Below are 20,384 nucleotides of genomic sequence, written 5' to 3'. Positions count from 1 at the left end.
AGCAGGATGTGCCTGGCTGCTTTTTTTGTGTTTGATTAGAAACCGTAATATTGGGAACCTTTGTAGAGAACCCCAATGTATTCTTATGCTCGGTGCCAGGGAAATATGAAAGAAGGAGACTCGTTTGAATGTGACGTCTTTTTTTCGTAATGACTGGTATTAAAATAGAAAGTGAAGGTAGATGGAGAACATGATTGGTTGTTTATGCCTGCACGGATTTACCGGAGCGCCATGGGAAGTGGAGCCTGTTGTCAAAAAGCTGAAAAAGAATAAAGACTGGCTTATTTATTCTCCTACGCTTCCAGGACACGGTCCTGGAGACGACTTAAAAGGAGCTACATACAAAGCTTGGATTTACGCAGCCGACAAAGCGTGCGCTGAATTATTTAAATACTGTGAAAAAGTCTATGTGGTTGGGTTTTCAATGGGGGGGATGCTGGCATGTTATTTGTCCGCCAGGTATCCTGTCGAAAAGGTAGTCTTATTAGGTGCAGCCGCTTATTACGTGAATCCGCCTCAGCTGTTAAAGGACTTTAAAATTGCAGCAGAAGCCAGGCTGAAGGGAGCATTCGATAATGAAGACCCCTGGTACCAGTTTTACAGTAAGAAAATTCAAGAGACCCCTTTAACGGCGGTGTATGAATTTACAAAAGCTGTAAAAACGGTTCGTCCGTTTGTGAAAGAAATTACGATTCCCTCCTTAATTATGCAGGGGGAGCTTGATGGATTAGTGCCTGTGAAAAGTGCAGAATACTTATTTGAAAACATGGGGTCCCGGGAAAAGCGCCTCTATTTATACAAAGATTCAAGGCATTATTTATGCCATGGTCCTGATAAAAAGCGAGTCTTAGATGACTTAGAACGTTTTTTGAAAAACGAGAACAAACCAAGAATTCAAGGAGGAAATGAGACATGAAAATAGTACCGCCAAAGCCATTTACACTTGAAGGAGGAAAGCGGGCCGTTCTTTTGTTACATGCCTTTACTGGTTCACCAGCAGATGTAAGAATGCTTGCACGCTTTTTGAATAAAAAGGGGTATACATGCCATGCTCCCATGTATAAGGGACATGGTGTTCCACCAGAGGAACTGATGGAAACGTCATGGGAAGAATGGTGGCAGGATGTTGAAAAAGCTTATGACCATTTGAAAAATGAAGGTTACGAAAAGATCGCTGTCTGCGGCCTGTCTCTAGGCGGGTTGTTTTCCTTAAAAGTAGGGTATACCTTTGATGTGAAAGGGATTGTACCGATGTGTGCTCCGATGACTGTACATGGAAATGTTGACCGCCTGCATGCAGGAGTTCTTCAATACGCCAAAGAGCAGAAAAAACTGGAAAAGAAAAGTGCGGAGCAGATAGAGCAGGAGATGAAAGAATTTAAAGAGCTTCCATTGGATACACTAGAATCTATAAATGAACTCATTGAGGAGATTAAAGATTCTTTGGATATGGTTTTTGATCCAATGATGGTGGTGCAGGCAAAAAACGATGAAATGGTTGAGCTTAAGAGCGCTGAGATTATTCATGATGAAGCGTCATCTGATCGTAAAGAGTTAAAGTGGTACGAAAACTCTACTCACGTGATTACCTTAGGACCTGAAAAAGACCAGCTTCACGAGGAAATCTACCAGTTTTTAGAGAACTTAGATTGGGAAGTGGATAAATAAAGAAAGAAAGGAGAGATGACACCTTGGCCCACGAGCAAAAACAGGAAATACTCACATTTATGAAAGAAGATGCAGAAAAGCCGATGTCAGTGGAAGAGATTAAAGAAGCCTTTGACTCGGAAAGCTCCAGTAAGCTTAAGGACATGATGAAATCCTTAAATGAGCTGGAAGAAGAGGGCCTCATCGTCCGGACAAGAAGCAATAGATACGGTGTGCCGGAGAAAATGAATTTAATGCGAGGGAAGGTACAAAGCCACCAAAAAGGGTTTGCTTTTATCCTTCCTGAAGAAAAAGACAGAGATGATGTCTTTGTGCCGCCTAATGAATTAAACGGGGCAATGAACAAGGACCTTGTACTCGTTCGCGTGAATTCCTCCTCCTCGGGTTCCCGGGCGGAAGGAACAGTCGTGCGAATATTAGAAAGAGGAACAACAAAGGTTGTCGGAACCTTTATTGATTCTAAATCTTATGGATTTGTAGAGGTAGACGACAAACATATTACAAATGATATTTTCATTCCAAAAGGCAAGGAGCATGGGGCTGTAGATGGCCACAAAGTGGTGGTGGAAATCACGAAATACCCTGAAGGCAGAATGAGTGCTGAAGGCAGCGTAGTAAATATTCTTGGCCATAAAAATGACCCAGGGATCGATATTCTTTCTGTCATTCACAAACATGGCCTTCCTGGTGAATTTCCTGAAGAGGTTACAGACCATGCGAACAGCATTTCCGATCAAATCGATCCGCAGGAGATTGAAGGCCGCCGTGACTTGCGGGATGAAACAATAGTGACCATTGACGGTGCCGACGCAAAGGATCTTGATGATGCTGTTCATGTGAAGAAGCTGGACAACGGAAATTACATCCTTGGTGTTCACATCGCTGACGTCAGCTATTATGTGGAGGAAGGCTCTCCGATAGACGAAGAGGCCTTTGAACGAGGCACAAGTGTCTACTTGGTTGACCGGGTTATTCCAATGATCCCCCACCGACTGTCTAATGGGATCTGTAGTTTGAATCCTAAGGTAGACCGTCTTACGTTGTCCTGTGAAATGGAGATCACTCCCCAAGGAGAGGTTGTAAACCATGACATCTTCGAAAGTGTGATCCGTACAAATGAACGGATGACTTATACAGATGTCCGCCTGATTCTTGAGGAAAAGGATGAAGAAACAAGAGAGAAGTATAAGGATCTTGTTCCTTTCTTTGAAAGAATGGAAGATCTTGCAGCCATCCTCCGAAAAAAACGCTTTGACCGAGGAGCAATTGACTTTGATTTCAAAGAGGCAAAAGTGCTTGTGGATGAAGAAGGAAAACCAACAGATGTGGTGCTTCGTGACCGTTCGGTCGCAGAAAAGCTCATCGAAGAATTTATGCTTGCAGCAAACGAGACTATAGCTGAGCATTTCCACTGGATGAAGGTTCCTTTTATGTACCGGATTCACGAGGATCCAGACGAAGAAAAGCTTCAGCATTTTCTTGAGTTTGTGACGAATTTTGGATACGTGGTAAAAGGAAGTGCAAACTCTGTCCACCCTCGTTCCTTGCAACAGGTGCTTGAGGAAGTTGCCGGTGAACCGGAACAGGCTGTAATCAGCACGGTCATGCTCCGTTCCATGAAGCAGGCAAGATATGATTCTTCTAACGAAGGGCACTTTGGCCTTGCTTCCGATTTCTATACTCATTTTACATCGCCAATCCGGCGGTACCCGGACCTTATCGTGCACAGGCTGATACGCGAGTATCTGGTTAAGAACAAGAATGATCAGACCACCCAGGAAAGCTGGAAGGAAAAGCTTTCAAATATCGCTCAGCACGCCTCTGATATGGAGCGGCGGGCAGTGGATGCTGAACGTGAAGTTGATGACCTGAAGAAGGCTCAGTATATGGAAGATAAAGTCGGCGAAGAATTTAGCGGCATAGTAAGCGGTGCTGCCAACTTCGGACTGTTTGTAGAGCTTGAAAATACAATCGAAGGTATGGTTCATGTCAGCTATATGACTGATGATTATTATCATTTCGATGAAAAACAATATGCAATGATCGGGGAACGGACAGGCAACATTTTCCGGATCGGTGATCAGGTCGAAGTGAGAGTCGTCAAGGTTAATGTAGATGAAGCAGATATTGACTTTGAGATTGTCGGCATGAAGGACAATAAGAAAAGAACCCGCAAGGAACGCCCAAAAGTGATTGAAGGTGGAAAGAGAAACGGAAAACCTTCAGATAAGACAGGTTCTTCAGCGGACAAGCCGAAAAAGGGCCGTTCCAAAGTGAAAATGAAGCAAAAAGGAAACAAGAAATTTTATGAAAATGCTCCGAAAAATAAGCGGAAAAAGAAGAGAAAGTAAATCCGAGTAAAAAGGAAGCAGGCTTGATAGGGGCCTTCTTCCTTTTCGGCTTTTACCCGCTGAATGTTTTTATGGGGAAAGGTTTCACACGGCTAAAGACCGGTTCAGCAGGGAGGAAAGGTGTTTTTCCCGTTTATTGACGCTTTGAATCGGCCTTTGGTAAGATTAGATGATAACAGGAGAGAAGGGTGCATTCGTTATGGCAAAGAAAACAGAAGGACAAACCATTGCTCAAAATCGAAAAGCCCGCCATGATTATACGATTGAAGAAACATATGAAGCGGGAATGGTTCTTCAAGGTACGGAAATTAAGTCAATCAGGGCAGGGAAAGCAAACATTAAAGACAGTTTCGCAAGGGTGGACCGGAACGGCGAGGTGTTCCTGCACAACGCTCACATCAGTCCATACGAGCAGGGAAACCGGTATAACCATGATCCTTTGCGAACAAGAAAGCTTCTTTTACACAAGAAAGAAATCTCAAAGCTGATCGGTCAGACCCAGCAGCAAGGCTATTCCCTTATTCCTTTGAAGATGTATATAAAAAATGGTGTAGCCAAAGTTTTAATTGGACTGGCAAAAGGGAAAAAGAAATACGACAAACGCCAGAGCTTAAAAGAAAAAGATGCAAAGCGTGAAATGGATAAAGCGATCGGCCGCAAGATGAAAGGGATGGAATAAGGTTTCCTGTTGAGGCAAGGTACTGCCTGGTAATGGGTGTCTGCTCGATAAGAGGAAATTGCGTTGTAAGAGGTAACCGCCTGGGAAAGGGTAAGTGCGTGAAAAGAGGTAAGTGTCTGGTAATGGGAAGCTGTCCGGAGCCCTCTTGAAGGTTGAGAGAAAATGTGTTATCTTACTTGAGTGGCTGTCGGATCAAATGGACAGCACAGCTTTAGACAATATTTTTTATAAAAAGGGGTTGTATTTCTCTGGGTATTTGCTATAATAGTATATCCAAAGGGAAAACAACAATACAATTTCATAGATTGTTCATATGTTACTCTGTATTCCCCCCTTTGAAGCGGTAGTCATGTTTAAGTACAGACAACCTTTCTAAATATGGGGACGATACGGATTCGACAGGGATAGGTCGAGCTTGAGTAGCGAGCCGAGTCGGCAACCTCGTTAAACTGCCACGCCAATAATAACTGGCAAATCAGAACAAAACCTCGCAGTAGCTGCGTAAGTAGCTTTATGCGGATCCTCCATTCCATCTCCCGTGTGGAATGCTTAGAGGGTCTCACTCATTAGCGGGATACGCTGTCTGGCCACCGTCTGAGGTCAGCAGAAGAGACTAATCAGACTAGCCTCACGGAAGCCGGTTACTGGGCTGAAGTGCAGGCGAATGATAATACAGTAACTACGCTCGTAGAAGCTGAAGTGCCGATATCTCTGGACGTGGGTTCGACTCCCACCGTCTCCACCATACATAATGTAGGGTGGTTTTTTTAATTTGTCGTCCTTTTTCTGAGTCTTTACCTGATCGGGGCGGGCGAAGTTACAGAGAGCCGGAACCGGAAGGGGGGAGGGCGAAAATTGACGAAAGTTGTCGTTTGACCCAATTATTCTTAATTTTGACCTAATTATCTTGAAACATGACCTAAATAACCAAAAAAGTGACCCAAAAAATTAAATTTTACCCAGATTCACAAATCTACTGCAGGAAATCTCACCGTATAGGTAGAAACAAGTGAACACCACTCGGCAAGGAGGCAAGAAATGATCGTAAAACCCCGTTTGATCCCCCGTTACTTACAGCAATTAGAAGCTCTTCTAAGAAGGCTGCCTGAAAATCACCCAAAAAGAGAAGCAATATCCGAAGACCTGGCAAAAAGAAGGGCAGGATACCAAGGTGAAAAAAATCTTGACTATCCTTTAAGCTTTTTACCAGAAAAAGAGTACCATATTTTTCATGACCTTAGGCTTTTTGACGGCTCCCACCATTTTCAAATAGATACGTTAATAGTGTCTCCTCGATTTATCCTTATTTTAGAAGTGAAAAACATTACCGGTACCCTCTTTTTTGATTCAGCATTCAACCAACTTATACGTACCAGGGATGGAAAGGAAGAAGCATTTCCCGACCCGCTAATTCAGGTCGAACGCCAAAGTCTTCAATTAAAAAAATGGCTGAAGAACAATAACTATGTGAATATGCCGGTAAGTGAACTGGTTGTTATTGGCTCCCCGCGAACCCTTCTGAAAACTACCCCCGGTAATCAATATATTTACAATAAAGTGATTCTCGCTCCCAAACTTCCTCAAGAAATTACGAAACTAGAGAAAACATTCCCCACTAAAGTAATACATTCTAAACGCTTTCTCAAACTTTCTTCCCTCCTCATTGATCACCATTGTCCCTTACATGTAAATGTGCTAAAACGTTATGAAATCACAGACAAAGAGATCCTTAAAGGAGTGTGCTGCCCACAGTGCAACTATGTTCCAATGACAAGAGCAAGAGGAAAGTGGATGTGCTTTCAATGTTTGCATACCTCCAAGGACTGTTACAAAGAGACATTACACGATTACAGTCTGTTGATAAATTCCACAATTACTAATAAAAAGGCACGGGAATTTTTGTTGGTTTCTTCCCAGACAGTAATGAAAAGCCTGTTAGCTAATGCAAACCTCTCTCACAGCGGAACGACGAAAGGAACGCTTTACCATCTGGAATAACATCTCTTCCAGCTTGACTTCTTTACTGTCCCTCTGAAACCTTTTTTAAACATCAGCAACGCTACCTGCCCTCACCAACCCAACAACCCAAATCCCAGTGAATACATTTCCTCTAATGTTAACTTTTTCACTTTGAATGGCCGGGCATATTAGGGTTGAAGCTCACCAGCTCACTGATTTTGGGACTGTGCAAGTGCTTGAAGAAGTACTGACCGGCAGGGAGGACCTGGGTTATTATTTATACAGCACATTAGAAGGTGATACGCTCGTAAGAGGCATAACACATATGAGGAGCGGTAATAACGATAGGACCGGGGACAGACCAATGGACATGTGTAAACGGGGGGGCATCCAATCCCATATTTTGGTAAAAGTGAAGTGTGCGGAACAGCCCTTTTTTAAAAAAGGTATAAAATTTAAATTGACAGATACATATAATTAATAATATAATTCTTTTAACCTCTGATGTTAAAGGGGCTCCATCTTGCTAAGGGGCAAATGAGCAGTCTGTTATAAAGGTATTTATGACATACTGAAAATTTGTTATCTAAGCTATATTACTCGAGTGGAGGAAGCAATGACTTCTCAGCAGCTTCGTAAAAAAGGTATGCTGGAATCCGAAATTAGTAAGGCTTTTACCCAGTGGGAAAAAGACTACCTAGGACGGGGATCAGTAAAAGTAAAAACAGATATTGTACGAAATATGATTATCGTAGTTGTTAACGGGATTTTAACGCCTGCGGAACAAGAGCTTGCCAAAGACAGACAGGGCATGCTTTCGATTAAGAAGATCAGAGCTGACTTGATTGAAACCGGCAACGCTCAACTGAAACAAATCATCTATGATATAACGGGTGAAAACGTGAAAAGCTTTCATACTGACATCAGCATTCCTCAAGGGGAGCGTGTCATTATCTTTATGTTACATTCAGATCTTCAAGCGAAGGTCCCTTCATAAAATGGGAGATCATTTAAACGCAGAGAATGCGAGTGAATGATAAACCGACATTCATCTAAAAAGGAAGTGGGCAGCGACCCATGCATCCTTTTTACATGGTGTCGGTTTTTTTATTGCCTTTATCTGCACCACACTGCTCGAGACACATCGCTTTGAATCGAAAACAATGCAAAAAATTAACGAATAAAAAAATGTAATAGATGGAAAGGGTGAAGAAACCGATGGAAATTATCTTACAAAACCTGCTTTCGCCAATTATCTTATTTTTTATCCTGGGCATTGTGGCTTCCTTATTCAAGTCTGATCTTTCGTTTCCCAGCGGGTTAAGTGAAGCACTAAGTATTTATCTATTAATTGCCATTGGGATTAAGGGAGGAATTGAGCTTTCTAATTACTCCTTTCAAACAGTCATCACCCCGCTTGCCGGAACCCTTTTTCTAGGGATTTTAACTCCTGTGTTAACCCTTGTGATTCTAAAAGTTTTCTTTAAAATGGATCTTCATAATGCGATTGGTCTTGCAGCCACCTACGGCTCTGTCAGTATTGTAACCTACGGTGCGGCGATTGCTTTCTTAGGAGATTTCGGTGTCAGCTACGAAAGCTTTATGAGCGCTATGGTTGTTGTCATGGAAATTCCCGCGATATTAGTCGCCCTTATCCTATTCGGGATGGCCCAGAGTAAAAAGAAACAGCAGGATATGCCTGTACAAGGTGTTGGAATTGTAGCTCAGTCGCCAATTCCTCTCATTGATAAAAGTATTTTGCGGGAAAGCTTCTTTGGGAAAAGTGTTTTGCTTCTTTTAGGAAGCCTGCTGGTCGGGCTCGTAACTGGAGAAGAGGCTATCCCGATTGTCCAACCGTTATTTATGGATATGTACTACAGCATACTGATTCTTTTCTTGCTTAACATGGGGCTCATTGCCGGAAAGCGATTAAGTGTCATCAAAGAACACGGCATTAAGCTTATCTCACTGGGAATCGTTATTCCTGTAGTATACGGTGTTCTAGGTATTGTTACAGGATACGTTGTCGGCCTGTCTCAAGGAGGAGCAACCCTGATGGGAGTGTTAGCTGCTTCTGCTTCCTATATCGCAGCACCGGCTGCTCTTCGGGCGTCTGTGCCGAAGGCTAACCCATCTATTTATCTAGGGCTGGCTCTCGGAATAACCTTCCCGTTTAATCTAATTGTCGGCATACCGCTAATGTACGCTATTTCTCAGTGGTTTTACTAAAAAACTTTCGTACAGCAGTCCGTCCGGCTCCTTTGAGGAGCCGATTTTTTTATTCCATCTTGAAGTCTTCATTTTAATTTACTACAATAAAAGCGACCCTTGCAGAATATGTAAGAAACATTTGCAGCTGCATGAACAGGACTGTTTTGGATCAATAAGTATGAAAAGGAGTATAGTATGCAGCTTATCCAAATCATCTTTCCCTTACTAGTCTGTATTGCCGCCCTTGTTGTGACCTTAGGGCTGACAAGAAAAAAAGAGGAAAAATACGATCACCATGAAAGCATGTTTAATATGTCACTCATTTATTTAGCTATTATGCCAGCAGTTATTATTATTGTGGCAGGTGTCTTGATATTTTCGTAAGGAATCCTGATAGGAGCTCACTCGTAACGAGTGAGCTTTCATTATTTCTACAAAAATATCATCGCTTCTAAAAATGACAAATACATATTTTCTTCATAACTGGGCTTTATACTATACATAACCGAGAGACCTAACATAGAGGAGAAAATGAAATGAAGGACAAAATATTAATTGTAGATGACGAAAGCGAGATGAGAAAGCTTCTTCACGTTTGTATGTCACAGTCACCCTCCTTCCAGGCAGACAGCGTGGAGTCTGGAGAGAAGGCTTTGGAAAAGATTGACGCAAACCATTATGATTTACTCCTTCTTGATATTATGATGCCGGGAATGAGCGGCCTTGAGGTAATTACATATATAAAAGAAAGAAGAAAGAAAGACATTCCTATTATACTCATCTCAGCCTTAGGAGAGACTGATGACGTCGTTAAAGGTCTTAATCTTGGTGCTGACGACTACATTGTGAAACCCTTTGAGCCAAAGGAGCTTCTGGCCCGTGTCTCTTCTGTAATCAGACGAACGGGAAAAAGACTTCAAGAAAACAGTGTTTTTACCATACATGGGTTGGCTATTAACGTGGAAAAAATGAGGGTGGCCTATAAAAATGAAATTATCTCTTTTACTTCAAAAGAGTTCAGCATCCTCAAAAGAATGGCAATGCATCCGGGAAGGGTGTATACGAGAGAGCAGCTGGTAGAGCTGGAGTGGCAGGATTTTTATGAAGGTGAGCCTAGAAATATTGATACACATGTTAAAAATATTCGAGAAAAGCTTAAAAAAGCCGGCTGCTCCACACAGGTCATAAAAACAGTGTGGGGCGTTGGATACCAGGTAGCTGAAGAGGATCGAACAAAATGAAGCTTTCCTATAAGATCGTTTTTATTTTTATGAGTGTGCTCCTTGTAACCATCATAGCTATGGCTGTTCCTTTTTATTATATATCAGAATCCTTTTATAAAAATCACGTCATACAAGAGGTGGAGAACAGGCTTTCAGCGCACAGCAATGTATTTTTGGATCATCCAAGTGAAACCACGGTTTACCACATAGTAGAAATGGAAAATCAGGAAAAGGTTAATTTTATTTTGTATGATGAACAGCTCGAGCCTGTGGCTCAGACAGATAACATTACCCCTCAGCTGAGAGAAGAGTACAGCCGGTGGGTAACTGAACATGTGCTGGAAATGGAGGCGGGAACCTTCGAAGGAAGGACAGGTCTCGTAGAAATGGAGGGGCAGGCACATATTGCCCATATTTGGTCTATGTACCCTGTCACGGATGATGAAGGGGTTCTTGGCTATATGTTCATTGACCAAGACACAGGGGAGTTTAATGAGCCAAGAGTAAATTTGTTGATTATCTTACTTGTTATGTGCTTCTTTGTGTTTATTCTTGGTTTTCTCGCTTTTTTGTTCTTATCCAAGCGTTTGACTCAGCCACTGGTGGAAATGGGAGAAATGACACATCAAATTGCTTCTGGAAAATATAATGTGATTTTGGATACAAAAGGTGAGGGAGAAGTAAAAGATCTGGAAAATGATATCCAGAGCATGGCTGATCAGCTTCAGCGTTACAGCAAGAGCAGACGGGAGTTTTTGTCACATATTTCTCACGATTTGCGAACGCCCATCACGTATATTAAAGCCTATTCATCTATTATGAAAGATGAGACGGGGATTTCAGAGGAATGGAGAGAGTACCTCGAAGTCATCTCTCAGCAGTCTAACCGGCTGGAAGGACTGGTTCAGGACCTTTTTCAGTTATCGCGTCTGGAAGAAGGAAAGGTTGAGATTGAAAAAGAGATGACCGAGATAAAACCTTGGCTCAGTGAACTATTGATTCAATATAAGAGGACCTTCAGTGAAAAAGATATCACGTGTTCATTGAAGGCAGACCATCAAAACATAAAGGTCTCTCTTGACCCAAAAAAGTTCCACCAGATCGTTGTTAACTTGCTGGAAAACAGTCTTAGATATACAGAAGCCGGCGGGAAGATTTCTTTTTTACTTTATGAGAAAGACAAAGAGGTATCACTCGTTATAAGTGATACAGGGAAAGGCATACCTGAAGAAGATCTTCCTTATGTTTGGGATCGTTTTTACCGAGTGGATAAATCCAGATCTTCAGAAAATGGTGGAAGCGGCCTTGGGCTTGCCATAGTAAAGAAACTTGTTGATCTGCACGGTGGGGAAATTTTGCTAAGCAGCACAAAAGGAAAAGGAACAACATTTACAATTACGTTACCAAAAAAAGGGTAGAAATTTGGAGGAAGCAATGAAGAACTTTAGCTTACCTATCGTAGTAATCTTGTTATTAGCTTTACCAGCATGTGGGTCAGCAGAGGAAACAAAAGGTGAGTCTTTGACACATATCCATGGGTTATCATACAGCTTGAGCAAGCCGGGTGATCTTTACATTAGTACACATCATGGTCTTCTTCATATGTCTGGTGAGCGTGAATGGACGTGGATAGGAGAAGAACAAGAGCGCCATGATTTAATGGGGTTTTCCATTATAAATAAAGAAACGATGATTTCAAGCGGCCATCCTGCCCCTTCTTCACATTTACAAGACCCTCTTGGGATCATTAAAAGCAACGATGGCGGGCAAACCTGGGAGCCTGTAGCTCTTCATGGAGAAGCAGACTTTCATCTTTTAGAAGCGAACAGTTTAAATAACCGCATGTATGGAATTGATGCGGCAAACTCAGAATTTTTTAGAACAGATAACAGTGGCGAGAGCTGGGAGGCCATTCAAACAGAGGGTTTCCCTGAAGACCTGCACGAGGTAAACGCTCTTGTTTCTCACTATCTTCAGCCAGCACATCTTTTAGCGGGGACAAAGAAAGGAATTTATAAGTCTCTTGATGGAGGAAAATCGTGGAAAAAACTTCACCAGGATAAGACGTTTTCCGGTGCGGTCAACGACCGCCATAATTCCGAGCAAGTGTATGCCTACATGCCGGGTAATGGCTTGGGCTTAATGAAGAGTAAGGATTTTGGTCACACGTGGGAGAGCATGGACTTTAGGCTGAACGACGACAATTTTGTTACATTTATTGATGTGCATCCAGAAAACCCGGAAGAAATCTCAATAGCCACGTCAAATGAATCCATCTACCAAACACAGGATGGAGGTGAAACCTGGGAATCCCTTGTCATAGAGGGGACTACTCAGGATAAATAAACATCCTGACAGGGGCAGTTCTCAAATTGAGAACTGTCTCTTTTGATTTACCTTCACTTCTCCAAAACTTGTTCTTCTTCATACTAAAACCATAATTTAATCTTATGATGATACAAATGCAGCCATTCTAAAATGCAGATAGGAGCGGGAAGGGCAATTCTCGCAGTCCTGCTGAAGACCAAGGTTGTATAGGAAGAAGTAACAAAGCCGAAAAAAAGGAGAGTTGGAAAAATGAAAAAAAGACTGCTATACATAAGTGCGCTATCAGGTGTTTTGCTACTTAGTGGATGTAATAGCGAAGAAGAACCACAAACTGATAACGAAACTGCTGGTGGTCATGAAGATCATATAGAAGAAATGGAAGAACTCCATGAAGATCATATGGGAGATGGTCACGGCAGTCATGAGGACCATGGTGAAGGACATGGAGAGCACCACAGTGAAAGCACGGCAGAGGAAATTAAAGCAGAGGCAGGGGAAGAGACTGGTACATTTAACGAAAGAGCCGCGGATGGTTTGCTTGTAAGTCAGACAAAAAATATAACAAGAATAGAAGAAAATGAATTAGAGGATTTATCTATTGCGGTTTCACAGACAATTTGGCCGTCTACTCATGAAGAAAACCAGCCTGGAACAGTAATAATGGTTCCAGAAGATCATTGGCAAGTTGCCTTAGCGGGATTAAATCTAGTTCATCACCCTAATGACGGGCCTGCTTTATTTACTGGTTCAGACAGCATTTCGGACAGTGTGTTGGCTGAGATAGAACGACTTCAGCCAAAAGGAAATGAGGATGGGACGGAAGTAATTGTCATGGGAGACGTGGATGAAAATGTTCTAGATCAGCTTAATGGTTATGAAACTGAACATATCACAGCAGAAACTCCCGCAGCTTTTGCAGCGAAAATAGATGAAGCATATGCAGAAGTGACAGGGAACATAACAGAAAACATTATTATTGGTTCATTGGAAGATGAGGACCAGACCCTTACTTCTATTGCTGGACACTGGATTGCCCATATGGAAGAAGGCCTGTTGTATGTAGCTGAAAATGAGATTCCGTCAGAAACCATAGAAGCGTTGGAAAAAAGAGAAGGGGAAGCTAACATATATGTATTAGGCTCTGAAACCATTATCTCTGAAGAGGTTGCTGACCAGCTTGGTGAATATGGAAACGTAGAAAGAATGGAAGGGGAGTCTCCCGCAGAGCTATCTGTAGAATTTGCTCAGTTTAGAGATGAAGAGAATGAATTCGGCTGGGGGATTGATGAACCAGGACACGGGCTTACCTTTGTTTCAACAAACACACCAGAGCTTGCAATACCTGGAGCGGCATTTGCCCACCTGGGGAAACATACTCCTCTGATTTGGCTCGAAGAAGGGGAATTAGGTGAGGAGATGTATGAGTATTTTTCTCTCTTAAAGCCTGTGTTTGAAAACGATCCTATGGAAGGGCCTTATAACCACGGTTATGTGCTAGGGACTTTTGAAGATATATCCTTTCAGACGCAGGGTATTATTGATGAAAAACTGGAAATCGAAGGACTGCATGGCCACGGCGGGCATTAATCTATAGGATACACTTGGTGGGACGGAGTAACAAGACGTTTCAAAGGATCCTGTAGTAAAAAGGATTATGTAGTAAAAAGGATCATGAAGGCTTCTGCACCACTTGTGCAACCAAAATTATGTAAACCAAAAGGCTGCTATAAAGTCATACTCTAGCAGCCTTTTTGTCTCTTTGTTGTGTTTTATTTTTTATTAAGAACCTTATAAATCTTTTCAATCGCCCAGTCCAGATCCTTTTTTTCAATGGTAAGAGGGGGAGCAAAACGAATCACTTTTTCGTGAGTTTCTTTACAAAGGAGCCCTTCGTCTTTCAATTCCTCGCAATATTTTCTTGCAGGCTCTGTCAATTCAAGGCCGATAAACAGGCCCCTCCCCCTTACTTCTTTAATTTTCGGGTTAGAAATTTTTCTTAACTTTTCTTTTACATATTCACCAAGCTCAAAAGAGCGCTGAATGAGATTTTCCTCTTCAATTACTTCTAAGGCTGCTATGGACACAGCGCAGGCAAGTGGGTTGCCTCCAAATGTAGAACCATGGGAGCCGGGTTCAAAGACGCCTAAAATGTCTCTGTCAGCTGCAACCACCGAAATTGGAAACACACCGCCACCTAACGCTTTTCCTAAGATGTACATATCGGGTGTTACGTTTTCCCAATCACAGGCAAATCGTTTACCGGAGCGGCCGAGACCAGACTGAATTTCATCGGCAATAAAAAGTACATTGTGCTTGCGGCACAACTCAAGGGCCTTTGATAAATATCCTTCAGGAGGGATCTGGATGCCTGCTTCTCCTTGTATAGGTTCGATCAAAAAAGCAGCCGTGTTTGCAGTGACAGCTTCTTGCAAAGCCGTAAGGTCTCCAAATGGAACCACCTTAATGCCTGGCAGCATCGGTCCAAAATTCCGCTTATATTCTTCATTGGAGGAGAGGGAAACAGCTGTCATTGTCCTCCCGTGAAAGTTCTCCTCCGCCACAATGATTTCTGCCTGGTTACCAGGTACTCCTTTCACTTCGTAGGCCCAGCGTCGTGCGGCTTTAACTGCCGTTTCTACAGCCTCTGCTCCCGTGTTCATAGGAAGAACCATATTTTTGCCGGTCAGCTCTGCAACCTTTTCGTAGAAAGGAGCGAGCTGGTCGTTATGGAAAGCACGAGAGGTTAAGGTAATCTTATCGGCCTGGGTTTTGAGAGCGTTGATAATTTTTGGATGACAGTGTCCCTGATTAACGGCTGAATAAGCACTTAGCATATCAAGATACCGGTTTCCTTCCGGGTCTTTCACCCAGGCACCCTTCCCTTCGGCTATGACAATAGGAAGGGGGTGGTAGTTTTTGGCGCCAATTTTTTCTGTTGTTTCGATGATTCCCTTTGAGGTGGTCACATAGATTCCTCCTTATCGCAGGAGCAGCAGGCTGCTTTTTCTTTTTTTATCGCTATATCACGTGAGAACCAGCTTTTTTCCCAGCAGGGAAGCAACGAGTTCAGACGCTACATCAGCTGTCCTGTTTTTATCATCAAGAATAGGGTTAACCTCTACAAACTCTGCTGAAGTGATGATTTTTGCCTCGGAAAGCATTTCAAGAGCCAGATGACTTTCCCGGTAGGTCAGCCCTCCCATGACCGGTGTACCAACACCGGGAGCATCCAATGGATCAAGGGCATCCAGGTCAAGGCTTAGGTGAACACCGTCTGTTCTTTGGGATAAATAGTGAATGGTTTCCTCGATAACTTTGGGCATCCCAAGTCTGTCCACTTCGTGCATTGTAAATACTTTAATACCTTTTTCTTTGATTAATAGTTTCTCCCCCTCATCGATTGACCTTGCCCCTATAATCACGATGTTTTCTGCTTTTACTTTTGGCGAGTAATTCCCGATGTTACGTAAAGAGGAATCGCCAAGGCCCAGATTGACTGCAAGGGGCATCCCGTGAATGTTTCCTGATGGTGAGGTCTCACCTGTATTTAAATCAGCGTGGGCGTCATACCAGATCAGACCAAGGTTTTCATAATGCCTGCTAATCCCTGCAATGGAACCAATGCTTATACTATGGTCGCCTCCTAGAATAAGAGGAAATTTTCCTTCCTGCACAATAAGATCTACTTCTTTTTCAAGCTTTTCACTGGCTGCAAACACTTCTTTTAAGTTTCTCAGATTCTTTTCAGGATCTTTTTCCTTTTCTGGACGGTCGATTCGGATATCTCCACAGTCCTTCACGTTAAATCCGAGACTTGTAATTTGCTCTAGTAAGCCTGCGTATCTCATGGCACTTGGACCCATATCCACTCCCCGGCGTCTTTGTCCCAGGTCCATTGGCACCCCAATGACTGAAATATCTTTATGTATAAACATCTTTTCATCCCCTTTATAAAGGTTTTCCTAATGAATCTGTGAGAAAAGTAAAAACAATCCGACTACTTATATTATGCAGGAGAACTATTTGAATGGACAATAAAAAATAGTTTACTAGTTTTAGGGGGAAATGGGATAAAGTGTTTCTTATTCATTGTATTTTTATCAGTCAAAAGATATGAAAGAGATTGGTGAGAATCAAAGGGGAAGTGTAAGAGCAGTTTTGCCTGTTCATAAAAAAAGAATCCTGAAAAACGGAGCTATGTCCTTAGAAAGACTCCGTTATTCCAGGTTCTTTTTAAACAATTTATTTTGTTATGTTAACTTTCCTGGCTGCTTGGTTCGATCTGTCTCTCGCCTGATCGACTGTTTCGCCAGTACTTAATACGACACCCATTCGTCTGCCTGGCTTTGTCATTGGTTTGCCGAACAGTCTTACTTGGGTGTGAGGGACAGATAAAGCTTCCTCCAATCCTTCAACCTGATAATCTTCTGACTGATGATCAGCCTTTAACGCATAAGTGGTGCCAGCAGTTAAGGTTGAAATCGATGGAACAGGGAATCCAAGAATTGCTCTTACATGCAAAGCGAACTCTGATAAGTCCTGAGTAACGAGAGTCACCATTCCTGTGTCATGGGGGCGGGGAGAGACTTCACTGAAATATACTTTATCTCGTGTAATGAAAAGCTCTACGCCAAATAGTCCGTAACCTCCTAGAGCATCAGTTACTTTTTTGGCCATGGCCTGTGCTTCCTTTAACTGTGCTTCACTCAAATAGGCAGGCTGCCAGGATTCAATATAATCACCGTCCTGTTGAATATGGCCGATTGGTGAACAATAGGAGGTGCCTGATACCGACCGTACAGTCAGTAGAGTGATTTCAGAGTCAAAGTGAATCATTTCCTCGACAATGACGCGGGTATTACGTCCTCTTCCTCCTTCAATTGCTTCATTCCACGAGGCTTCGGTCTCATCCATACTTCTGCAGACACTTTGTCCTTTCCCGGAGGAGCTCATAACCGGCTTAATGACACAAGGTGTGCCAATGTCTTTCACGGCTTCTTTGAGTTCTTCCAGGTTGTTCGCAAAGCCGTACTTTGCCGTCAAAATTCCAAGTTCTTCACTGGCTAACCGTCTGATTCCTTCCCGGTCCATTGTAAGCTTCGTAGCATTAGCTGTAGGTACGACATGATACCCTTCCTTCTCAAGTTCTACAAGGGTATCTGTAGCAATCGCTTCAACTTCAGGAACAATACAATCCGGTTTAACCTCCTCAATAAGGTGGCGGAGATCTTCTTTATGTAACATATCAACCGTATAGGCATGATGTGCAACCTGCATAGCCGGCGCATCAGCGTAATGATCAACAGCAATGGTTTCTGCTCCCAGTCGTTGTGCTTCAATTACAACTTCTTTTCCAAGCTCCCCTGAACCTAGAACCATGACCTTTTTGGCATGTTTTTTTAGCGGTGCCCCATACATACTGCTTCCTCCTTGAATGTTAAGAAAATTAAAAGACTATGTAAATCATACCTTTAAAATCCTTGGTGTTCAAGGTCTAAAAGCGAACAAATATATAATTAATTTTATTTTCGTTCGTTTATGGTGCGGGTGAGTGTTTAAGGGAAGCACGAAAGTGGGCAAGTTTCTGTTAATATGGCTTGATTCACCTGAAATTTGAACTTCAGCTTTTGATAGGGATTTTAAGCGATTTTCATAGAGTACAGTCCTTTTTTCTTGACTGGTTCTTATGTTAGGCCTACCCTTTCTAATAGATAAAATGTAGTAAGTGTTTTTTATTTTAAGTACTAATGAGCAATGAAACAGGGTAAAAGAATACTTGGAGAGTTTTAAGACAGAACAAAGTTGAGTGTTTTACCAACCGTTGTGACTACAGGATACACTTCGAGTGTTTAATATTGTGGCGCTTGCATGTTAAGACAGCTTAGGAGGACAGGAAATTGGCCAGGCAAAAACACCAAAAGAATAAGCTTTATTTAAATATATTATTTGTTTTTGTCTTCTTACTTTTCTCTGCTCTCATTCTTCGTCTGGGCTTTCTGCAAATTGTAGAAGGGGATGACTATGTGAGAGAAGTGGAAGGTGAAGGAGAGACAACCGGCATTGATTCTCCTCGAGGATTAATGTATGACAGGCATGGCAACAAGGTAGTAGATAATGAATTGGTGCTTTCTCTTACTTATACGAATAGATCAGGTGTCTCGGATGAAGAAAGAATTGAGATTGCTCGACAATTGAACGAGGTCATTGAAATAGACTTAGAGGAAGAAGAAATAACAGATAGAGATTTACAGGATTTTTGGATTGTGACAAATGAAGAAGAGGCTCAGGAACTTGTAAGTGAAGAAGAGATACAAGAGCTTACTGATGATGAATACTATGAGGTATTGCTGGATCGAATCCCTGAAGAGGAAGTTGAAGGATTTAGTGAACAGGAGACACAAGTTGCGGCCATCTGGAGAGAAATGAATCAAGGTTTTTATGATGAGCCTCACCGAATAAAGCAGGACATTGATGAAGAATCTGCCCATGTTATTGGCGAGCATCTTGATGATTTGCCAGGAGTGGATTTGCTTCGGGATTCTCAAAGAAAATATATGTATGAAGACAGCTTTTCTCGATTTTTAGGCCGTACAGGTGCTATTCCAAGCGAAAGTCTTGATGATTATTTAGCGAGGGGATATGAACGGTCAGATGATGTGGGCAGAAGCTTTCTGGAACTTGAATATGAGGAAGAACTGCGCGGGGAAAAAAGACTGTTAGAAGAGAATGTGGACGGCACACAAGAAGAAGAGGCAGGACAGCGTGGCAGAGACCTTGTCTTATCTGTTGATATGGATCTGCAGCAAGAGATAGAAAACATTATTGAAGAAGAAATCAGCGGCTCTGAATCAGGCTTTATCAATGAGGCAGAAGCGTATGTAGTAATGATGGATCCCAATACGGGTGAACTTCTTTCCGTAGCGGGCTATGATGATCACCTAGGAGCAATTTCAAGCAGCTATGAAATGGGATCTACTGTAAAAGCAGCGTCTGTGATGATCGGACTCGAAGAAGAAATTATCGAGCCGAATACCATTTTTGAAGACCGGGAAATTTCTCTCCCGGATACTCCTCCTATGAGCTCTGTCACAGACATGGGAGACATCAATGACCTGACAGCTCTTGAGCGGTCATCCAATATCTACATGGCAGAGATTGCAATGAGAATGGCGGGCTATGACTATGAGGAAGAGTGCTGCTGGGATAACATAGGAGGTTCCTACCAAATCTTCAGAAATTACTACAGCCAGTTTGGACTGGGAGAGGAAACCGGGATAGACCTGCCATCGGAATCTTCAGGCCTTACCGGGGACAGCGATTCAGGTGGTAATTTGCTGTATTTAAGCTTCGGACAGTATGACACGTACACGCCCCTGCAGCTGACGCAATATATTTCAACTATTGCCAACGGAGGGTCCAGGCTTCAGCCTAACCTTGTAAATGAGATTAGGGAGCCGAGTCGCGATACTGATGAATTAGGAGCCGTCCGTCAGCAGCACACTCCTAATGTTCTTAACCAGATTGATGTCAGCCCCAGTCATTTAGATAGAGTGCAAGAAGGACTTTGGCGTGTTATGAATGGAGAGGACGGAACGGCCAGAGACGAATTTGAAGATGCAGACTATGTAGCAGCTGGAAAAACAGGAACCGCGGAAGTACGTATCATTGAAGAAAGTACGGGTGATGCCGTAGACGGGAATAACCAGGCTTTGGTTGCCTATGCCCCTTATGATGAGCCAGAAGTGGCAGTTAGCGTTGTTGTCCCATATGTATACACTGATGAGGATGGAGGCAGCCCAGGAACTGCTAACAGAATTGCTCGAGAAGCAATGGACGCCTTTTTTGAACTTCAGGAAGAGCGTCAGGAAGATACGGAGGAAGAAGATCAAGAAGGAATATCAGAAGAAGAGTTGGATGAATTACTAGAAGAAGAATAAAAGAAAGGCCAGGAGTGCTCCTGGCCTT

At 42.6% G+C, this 20,384-nt stretch carries 16 protein-coding genes and 1 other RNA gene; 14 read left to right on the top strand and 3 right to left on the bottom strand.

Translation table 11 applies throughout. The annotated features are described in order from the left end of the window. The first annotated feature begins 190 nt into the window (after nucleotides 1–190). The 13 genes from ACFPU1_RS00555 to ACFPU1_RS00495 all read left to right on the top strand — a co-directional run bounded on the left by ACFPU1_RS00555 (nucleotide 191) and on the right by ACFPU1_RS00495 (nucleotide 14,006). Nucleotides 191–916, top strand: a complete 726-nt coding sequence (locus ACFPU1_RS00555; RefSeq protein WP_385937259.1) for an alpha/beta hydrolase — start codon at nucleotides 191–193, stop codon at nucleotides 914–916. Then, nucleotides 913–1,668: an alpha/beta hydrolase gene (locus tag ACFPU1_RS00550; protein ID WP_385937256.1), complete on the top strand. Its 756-nt coding sequence runs from the start codon at nucleotides 913–915 to the stop codon at nucleotides 1,666–1,668. The genes ACFPU1_RS00555 and ACFPU1_RS00550 overlap by 4 nt, the downstream gene beginning before the upstream one ends. 59 nt (nucleotides 1,669–1,727) lie before the next feature. Beyond that, nucleotides 1,728–4,019, top strand: a complete 2,292-nt coding sequence (gene rnr / locus ACFPU1_RS00545; RefSeq protein WP_054636860.1) for a ribonuclease R — start codon at nucleotides 1,728–1,730, stop codon at nucleotides 4,017–4,019. Nucleotides 4,020–4,218: 199 nt separating this feature from the next. Beyond that, nucleotides 4,219–4,698 carry an SsrA-binding protein SmpB gene (smpB, locus tag ACFPU1_RS00540; protein ID WP_054636845.1) on the top strand — a complete coding sequence of 160 codons (480 nt, stop codon included), beginning with the start codon at nucleotides 4,219–4,221 and terminating at the stop codon, nucleotides 4,696–4,698. 380 nt (nucleotides 4,699–5,078) lie between these two features. After that, nucleotides 5,079–5,443, top strand: a transfer-messenger RNA (tmRNA) gene (gene ssrA, locus ACFPU1_RS00535). A 293-nt stretch (nucleotides 5,444–5,736) separates the two neighbouring features. Beyond that, on the top strand, nucleotides 5,737–6,696 hold the full coding sequence (locus ACFPU1_RS00530) for a nuclease-related domain-containing protein (RefSeq protein ID WP_385937253.1): 960 nt from the start codon (nucleotides 5,737–5,739) through the stop codon (nucleotides 6,694–6,696). A gap of 577 nt (nucleotides 6,697–7,273) precedes the next feature. Continuing rightward, complete coding sequence (locus ACFPU1_RS00525; protein ID WP_385937250.1) at nucleotides 7,274–7,654, top strand: Na-translocating system protein MpsC family protein; 381 nt, start codon at nucleotides 7,274–7,276, stop codon at nucleotides 7,652–7,654. A 221-nt stretch (nucleotides 7,655–7,875) separates the two neighbouring features. Beyond that, on the top strand, nucleotides 7,876–8,886 hold the full coding sequence (locus ACFPU1_RS00520; protein ID WP_385937247.1) for a sodium-dependent bicarbonate transport family permease: 1,011 nt from the start codon (nucleotides 7,876–7,878) through the stop codon (nucleotides 8,884–8,886). 177 nt (nucleotides 8,887–9,063) lie between these two features. Continuing rightward, the gene (locus ACFPU1_RS00515) at nucleotides 9,064–9,252 is read left to right on the top strand and encodes a hypothetical protein (protein WP_054636848.1); all 189 of its coding nucleotides are present in this window, start codon (nucleotides 9,064–9,066) and stop codon (nucleotides 9,250–9,252) included. A 152-nt stretch (nucleotides 9,253–9,404) separates the two neighbouring features. Continuing rightward, the gene (locus tag ACFPU1_RS00510) at nucleotides 9,405–10,109 is read left to right on the top strand and encodes a response regulator transcription factor (RefSeq protein WP_385937243.1); all 705 of its coding nucleotides are present in this window, start codon (nucleotides 9,405–9,407) and stop codon (nucleotides 10,107–10,109) included. After that, on the top strand, nucleotides 10,106–11,509 hold the full coding sequence (locus tag ACFPU1_RS00505; RefSeq protein WP_385937240.1) for a HAMP domain-containing sensor histidine kinase: 1,404 nt from the start codon (nucleotides 10,106–10,108) through the stop codon (nucleotides 11,507–11,509). The genes ACFPU1_RS00510 and ACFPU1_RS00505 overlap by 4 nt, the downstream gene beginning before the upstream one ends. Before the next feature lie 16 nt (nucleotides 11,510–11,525). After that, the gene (locus ACFPU1_RS00500; protein ID WP_385937237.1) at nucleotides 11,526–12,437 is read left to right on the top strand and encodes a F510_1955 family glycosylhydrolase; all 912 of its coding nucleotides are present in this window, start codon (nucleotides 11,526–11,528) and stop codon (nucleotides 12,435–12,437) included. Between the two features lie 231 nt (nucleotides 12,438–12,668). Beyond that, the gene (locus ACFPU1_RS00495) at nucleotides 12,669–14,006 is read left to right on the top strand and encodes a cell wall-binding repeat-containing protein (RefSeq protein WP_385937234.1); all 1,338 of its coding nucleotides are present in this window, start codon (nucleotides 12,669–12,671) and stop codon (nucleotides 14,004–14,006) included. 182 nt (nucleotides 14,007–14,188) lie between these two features. Here ACFPU1_RS00495 and ACFPU1_RS00490 read toward each other — a convergent pair whose 3' ends face one another. The 3 genes from ACFPU1_RS00490 to purT all read right to left on the bottom strand — a co-directional run bounded on the left by ACFPU1_RS00490 (nucleotide 14,189) and on the right by purT (nucleotide 17,837). Next, nucleotides 14,189–15,385: an ornithine--oxo-acid transaminase gene (locus ACFPU1_RS00490; RefSeq protein ID WP_385937232.1), complete on the bottom strand. Its 1,197-nt coding sequence runs from the start codon at nucleotides 15,383–15,385 to the stop codon at nucleotides 14,189–14,191. Between the two features lie 57 nt (nucleotides 15,386–15,442). Then, nucleotides 15,443–16,354, bottom strand: coding sequence for an arginase (rocF, locus tag ACFPU1_RS00485; protein WP_385937229.1), 912 nt, complete (start codon nucleotides 16,352–16,354; stop codon nucleotides 15,443–15,445). 307 nt (nucleotides 16,355–16,661) lie between these two features. Next, nucleotides 16,662–17,837, bottom strand: a complete 1,176-nt coding sequence (gene purT / locus ACFPU1_RS00480) for a formate-dependent phosphoribosylglycinamide formyltransferase (protein ID WP_385937226.1) — start codon at nucleotides 17,835–17,837, stop codon at nucleotides 16,662–16,664. A gap of 479 nt (nucleotides 17,838–18,316) precedes the next feature. On the opposite strand from purT, the gene ACFPU1_RS00475 reads away from it, so the two are divergent. After that, nucleotides 18,317–20,356 carry a peptidoglycan D,D-transpeptidase FtsI family protein gene (locus ACFPU1_RS00475; protein WP_385937223.1) on the top strand — a complete coding sequence of 680 codons (2,040 nt, stop codon included), beginning with the start codon at nucleotides 18,317–18,319 and terminating at the stop codon, nucleotides 20,354–20,356. Nucleotides 20,357–20,384: the final 28 nt, after the last annotated feature.

The sequence above is a fragment of the Thalassorhabdus alkalitolerans genome, assembly GCF_042656525.1.
GTDB lineage: Bacteria > Bacillota > Bacilli > Bacillales > Marinococcaceae > Thalassorhabdus > Thalassorhabdus alkalitolerans.
This window is presented reverse-complemented; position numbering and strand designations above follow the sequence as displayed.

Bases quoted from the DNA above. Each gene is read 5' to 3' on its own strand.
- rocF (WP_385937229.1), bottom strand. From the start codon at position 16,354: ATGTTTATACATAAAGATATTTCAGTCATTGGGGTGCCAATGGACCTG.
- ACFPU1_RS00510 (WP_385937243.1), top strand. From the start codon at position 9,405: ATGAAGGACAAAATATTAATTGTAGATGACGAAAGCGAGATGAGAAAG.
- rnr (WP_054636860.1), top strand. From the start codon at position 1,728: ATGAAAGAAGATGCAGAAAAGCCGATGTCAGTGGAAGAGATTAAAGAA.
- ACFPU1_RS00500 (WP_385937237.1), top strand. From the start codon at position 11,526: ATGAAGAACTTTAGCTTACCTATCGTAGTAATCTTGTTATTAGCTTTA.
- ACFPU1_RS00550 (WP_385937256.1), top strand. From the start codon at position 913: ATGAAAATAGTACCGCCAAAGCCATTTACACTTGAAGGAGGAAAGCGG.
- ACFPU1_RS00505 (WP_385937240.1), top strand. From the start codon at position 10,106: ATGAAGCTTTCCTATAAGATCGTTTTTATTTTTATGAGTGTGCTCCTT.
- ACFPU1_RS00530 (WP_385937253.1), top strand. From the start codon at position 5,737: ATGATCGTAAAACCCCGTTTGATCCCCCGTTACTTACAGCAATTAGAA.
- ACFPU1_RS00525 (WP_385937250.1), top strand. From the start codon at position 7,274: ATGACTTCTCAGCAGCTTCGTAAAAAAGGTATGCTGGAATCCGAAATT.
- purT (WP_385937226.1), bottom strand. From the start codon at position 17,837: ATGTATGGGGCACCGCTAAAAAAACATGCCAAAAAGGTCATGGTTCTA.
- smpB (WP_054636845.1), top strand. From the start codon at position 4,219: ATGGCAAAGAAAACAGAAGGACAAACCATTGCTCAAAATCGAAAAGCC.
- ACFPU1_RS00555 (WP_385937259.1), top strand. From the start codon at position 191: ATGATTGGTTGTTTATGCCTGCACGGATTTACCGGAGCGCCATGGGAA.
- ACFPU1_RS00495 (WP_385937234.1), top strand. From the start codon at position 12,669: ATGAAAAAAAGACTGCTATACATAAGTGCGCTATCAGGTGTTTTGCTA.
- ACFPU1_RS00520 (WP_385937247.1), top strand. From the start codon at position 7,876: ATGGAAATTATCTTACAAAACCTGCTTTCGCCAATTATCTTATTTTTT.
- ACFPU1_RS00515 (WP_054636848.1), top strand. From the start codon at position 9,064: ATGCAGCTTATCCAAATCATCTTTCCCTTACTAGTCTGTATTGCCGCC.